The sequence below is a fragment of the Falsiroseomonas sp. E2-1-a20 genome (genome assembly GCF_051433195.1).
In the GTDB taxonomy this organism is placed as follows: domain Bacteria; phylum Pseudomonadota; class Alphaproteobacteria; order Acetobacterales; family Acetobacteraceae; genus Falsiroseomonas.
Genome location: NZ_JBHMFT010000110.1, coordinates 1 through 4,130, shown reverse-complemented (window position 1 = coordinate 4,130; position 4,130 = coordinate 1). Strand labels below are relative to the sequence as shown.

The following is a 4,130-nucleotide window of genomic DNA, read 5'->3' as shown; positions in this document are numbered from 1 at the left end:
TCGGGGATGTCCCGCGTGATGTTGAAAATCGTTTGCGGCGTGCCGTGGATGGACACTGTGCGGCCTGCTGGGCCTGAGCAACCGAGGAGGCCTGCCCCGCGGCCAGGCAGAACCGCTCGAAGCTCGCCGTCATCTCCTCCAGCGCCGTGCCCATCCCAGGGGACGCCACGCCGCTCCCAGCCGTGCTATTCCTTTTCATGGCGTTGCTTGCCTCTCTTGGATTCGACACCCCGAGCCTATCGGCTCAGGGCGGGCAACGCCGCTCCCCCTTCCTCAACATCGGCCGGGACATCCCCCGGCGTTCCTCGCATCCTAGATCGAAGCGCGGTCCAGCTTGATGATGTCCAGCCGCAGATTGGCTAGCCGTGCGAGGCCGGAATAACCGGTGGAGAAGTCGTCGAGCGCGATCTGGAAGCCGCGGCGGCGGTATTCCTGAATGATGTTCTGGGTATGCTGCAGATCACTGACCTGCTCGCTTTCGGTCAGTTCGAAGGTCAGTTGCGGCGGCAGGCAAGCTGGCCAACAATCTGTTTGAGTCGTGACTGGCGTCAAGTCGTCTCCGCTGGCCAAGCGCCAGCGCTTGCGCACTGGTGAGGAGGACCGCGGAGAGGCAGCCTCCGACTCCAAGGACACGCCCTCTTCTCTTAGCGGCGAGTAACAGCCCATTGCTCTGCGCTCGCCTTGGCGATTTCGGCGGTTTCTGCAGCGCCAGATTTTAGCTCCCGGTCGAGAGGCCTTTTTGGTTCTATGACTTCCCAGACCCAAGGATCCTCGCCATCGGCGGGTTCAGGGAAGACCACGAGCATGAGGTTTGGCTGTCCTGGCGCACCGCGTACAATGCGGGTCCAAGTGCTTGCTTCCTCAATCCAAGTACTGGTTTGGTACATCACGGCCTCCCTGCCGTGTATGAGCGAGACGGCCCCAAAGTTCCTACGGGCCGCGCTGCTTCGATCACCACAAGCCGTATTATGGGTCATTGTGTCCGATAACCGAGACGAGGATCCCGAGCCGAGTGGCTCGCGACTGCACTGAAACGAGCGAGCGTCCGTCAGCGGACTTTGGCCCGGGCCGCCCGTGGCCGCTCCGCTCGTCCGCGCCACGCGGCATAGCCGCGCCGGATCAGCCGCTGCGCCGGGCGTTCCACGAGGTAGGTCAGCAACGTCGCCACCAGCAGCGAGGCGGCCAGCGCCGCGAGGATGGACGCATTCGCCGACCATCCGGCATCTTCTTGCAGGCGCAGGATCAGCGCGCGCCCAGCGAAGTTGTGCACCAGGTACAGGCTGTAGGAGATGGCGCCGAGCCAGATCAGCGCGGGCTGGCGCAGGAAGCCGGCGCGGCCGGTCAGAACCAGGGCAAAGGCGGCGATGGCGACGAAGGCGGCGCCCAGGAATTCCAGCGGATGATGCCCCGCAATGCTGACCAGTGCGGCCAGGATGAGCAGCACGGCCATCCGCGGCCGTTCCCTCATGTACAACCGGTACAGGCCGATGCCGATGACGAAGAAGGGTTCTGCAGAGAGCAGGGACGTGGTGTCGCGCGCTCAAGCCCACATGCCAGTTCGACAAGTTGCCGATGCAACGCCACCTGCCTCAGGCCGAAACGGCAAAGCGCCAAACCAGGGTGAGGGGCGCCAGCACCGCGACCGCGATTGCGAAGATGAGGAACGCGCCGGCCGCGACCGGACCACTTCCGGGAAAGGCTACGAGGAGACGCGGCACAAATGGCACCGCCATCAGCAGCGGCGGCAGGAAGTAGCGTCCTTGCAGGCCAATCACCGTCGGGTACCCCGGTGGGGTGTAGGACAAATAAAGCGCAAGGGAGAGGCCCACGACCACGACGGCAAGCCCGAGCAGCGCCAGCGCGAGTGCCGGCATCCCAGGTGCCGGCCGGCGATCCTCCCCGCCCGCATCAGCCGCCAGGGCCAGCACCAGCGCGATCGCGGCAAGCCAGTGCACCATGCGCGGTAGCGGCGTGTCGAGCCAACCCAGCACGCCCACGGCCTGCTGCCCCAGGGCCGCCGCATCGGTCGCAAAGGTCCGCAGCAGGATTGCAGCGAACTGCAGCGGGCTGTCGCGGAGGATGGCGAGTTGCGCCGCCATGTCCGGTGCCACGCCGGCATGCAGGACAGGCACCGGGATCATCACTGGCGCGGTGGCCGCGATCCAGCCAAAGATGCCGATTGCCGCCGGCAGCGCCACGCCGAGGCGGAGTAGGATGCTGCGCAAGGATCCTGCCGGCCCGAGTGGTGTGGCCACTGGCGCCGCCAGCACCAGCAGGCCGAGCGCGGCATAGGGCGGACGTCCGAGGCCGAGCGCCAGCAGCACCGCCGCCAGCGTCCCCATGCTCCGCCAGCCGAGGCCCTCGGGCCTCTGCATCGCCCGGGACAGGGTGGCGGCCGCGATGGCTGCAAGCGCGAGCATGAGCCCGTCCGGCGCCGCCGAGGCGGCCAGTGCGAGGCTCATGGGCAGGGCCAGCAGCACGGCCATGCTGCGCGCCCCGCGCCTGCACAGCCGGAGCGCCAGCGCCGCCAATCCCAGGCTGGCCACGATGTTCGCGGCCCGCACCAGGTGCAGCGCCTCCAGCGGCCGCATGCGCGTGGCCTTTGCCACACTGAGAGCCGCGGCCGCGGGCAGGTAGAGCAGAGGCGGGTATACCGTCGTGTTGGTGAAGGCGGCGGGATGGGTCGAGCGGCTGAAGCGGACGGCCGTGGCAGCCTCGTACATCGGCCGGGTCGCGGTGCGGTCGGGATGGAACGGGATGGCACGATAGATCGCAGCCAGCCGCAGCAAGCCAGGGTCCACCGCGCCCCCCAGCGTCGGCTGATCCGGCCTGCCGCCGAAGGCGGTCGAGTCGCTGAGCCGGCAGAGCACGGGGTCGGGAGCGGCGGCGCAATCGACGGGTCCGCCGCGCCAGACGCCACGCGTGATCTGGTCCGCACGCAGCAGATGGGCAATCTCGTCGGGCGTCTGGAAGGGCGGCGTCAGGAAGGCCAGCAACAGGCTGATCGGTATCGCCACCACCAGGAAGCACACGGGAACACCCCCGCGACCGAGGAGGGCAAGCAACGCGGAGTGAGCCATGGGCACGCAGAATCCTGGACGGGAGGGCGCAATGTAGCACGAATCCAGGGAGCAGCCGGGACCGGGCGTGTCACGTCAGCGAACACGATGCTCTGGCCCTGTCGTGGTCGCTCGACGACGTGGCCCCATCACATGCACGGTCCGCAAAACCGCCCTGCTCGACGGCCTGCGGCCGCGCCGCCTGAAGGGCGCGAGCACGCGTTGGCCCACCGGCCTGTGGGCAGCCTACTCGGTCTCAGGCGCAAGCCGCGGGCAGGAGCAACCTCAGTCTACGGTGATGCCACCGGCCTGAATCACCGGCCGCCAGCGGGCGATCTCACCCTCTTGGAACGCGGCGAACTCCGCAGGCGTACTGGCACCACCTCGAAGCCCTGCTCTGTCTCGGAGCGCCGGACGATCTGGATCTGTACCAGGCGCAGCACCCACTTCAGTGCCGCCTGGAACCTTGGCGCCTAGTAGCCGGCATCGGCGTAGAGCTTGCGCAGGAACGGGAACAGGCCGAGCGTGTCGACCAGGAGGTGCCGCTTCCTGCCCTTGATCTTCTTGCCGCCATCGTAGCCGTGGGGGTCGAAGGCCCCCCTTCCGCGCCCTTCACGCTCTGGCTGTCGATGATCGCTGCCGTCGGGCTGGCCTCACGTCCGGCCTGCTCGCGGCACAATGCATAGAGCGCGTGATGGATCCGCCAAAGCGTCCCATCCCACTCCCAGCGCATGAAGTAGCCATGCAGCGCGCTGCGCGGCGGCAGGTCCTTCGGGATCGCACGCCACTGGTAGTCGGTACCGCGCACGTAGAGCAGACCGTTGACCACCTCGCGCAGGTTCACCGTCCGCGCGTTGCCACCGCGCTTCGCCGGCGGGATCAGCCCGGCGATCTGCGCCCACTCGGCATCGTCATGGTCGGCAATGCCCCGACCGGGTAGCGCAGCCTGCTCCGGTCATCCTGAGGCCGGTTTCCCGTCGTCCACATCCGCCGCGCCCCCGCGAATCGCTCCACCACAAGCGATTCACAGAGGATTCAATGGCTTCAAGATGTTCGCGGACCGACACTTAG

At 67.6% G+C, this 4,130-nt stretch carries 3 protein-coding genes and 1 pseudogene; all 4 read right to left on the bottom strand.

Annotated elements, in window-relative coordinates:
* Positions 1 to 312: 312 nt before the first annotated feature.
* A complete protein-coding gene (locus tag ACFHPP_RS30580; protein ID WP_437167005.1) occupies positions 313 to 552 on the bottom strand; it encodes an EAL domain-containing protein in 240 nt (79 codons plus the stop codon).
* Positions 553 to 1,048: 496 nt separating this feature from the next.
* Positions 1,049 to 1,450, bottom strand: a complete 402-nt coding sequence (locus tag ACFHPP_RS30575) for a hypothetical protein (protein WP_437167004.1) — start codon at positions 1,448 to 1,450, stop codon at positions 1,049 to 1,051.
* Positions 1,451 to 1,589: 139 nt separating this feature from the next.
* The gene (locus ACFHPP_RS30570) at positions 1,590 to 3,080 is read right to left on the bottom strand and encodes a DUF2142 domain-containing protein (protein WP_437167003.1); all 1,491 of its coding nucleotides are present in this window, start codon (positions 3,078 to 3,080) and stop codon (positions 1,590 to 1,592) included.
* A gap of 347 nt (positions 3,081 to 3,427) precedes the next feature.
* Positions 3,428 to 4,046 (bottom strand): annotated as a pseudogene (locus ACFHPP_RS30565) (IS5 family transposase); the annotation flags it as partial.
* Positions 4,047 to 4,130 lie beyond the last annotated feature (84 nt).

Coding starts and splice junctions, on each gene's coding strand:
- ACFHPP_RS30575 (WP_437167004.1), bottom strand. CDS start 1,450: ATGGCCGTGCTGCTCATCCTGGCCGCACTGGTCAGCATTGCGGGGCAT.
- ACFHPP_RS30570 (WP_437167003.1), bottom strand. CDS start 3,080: ATGGCTCACTCCGCGTTGCTTGCCCTCCTCGGTCGCGGGGGTGTTCCC.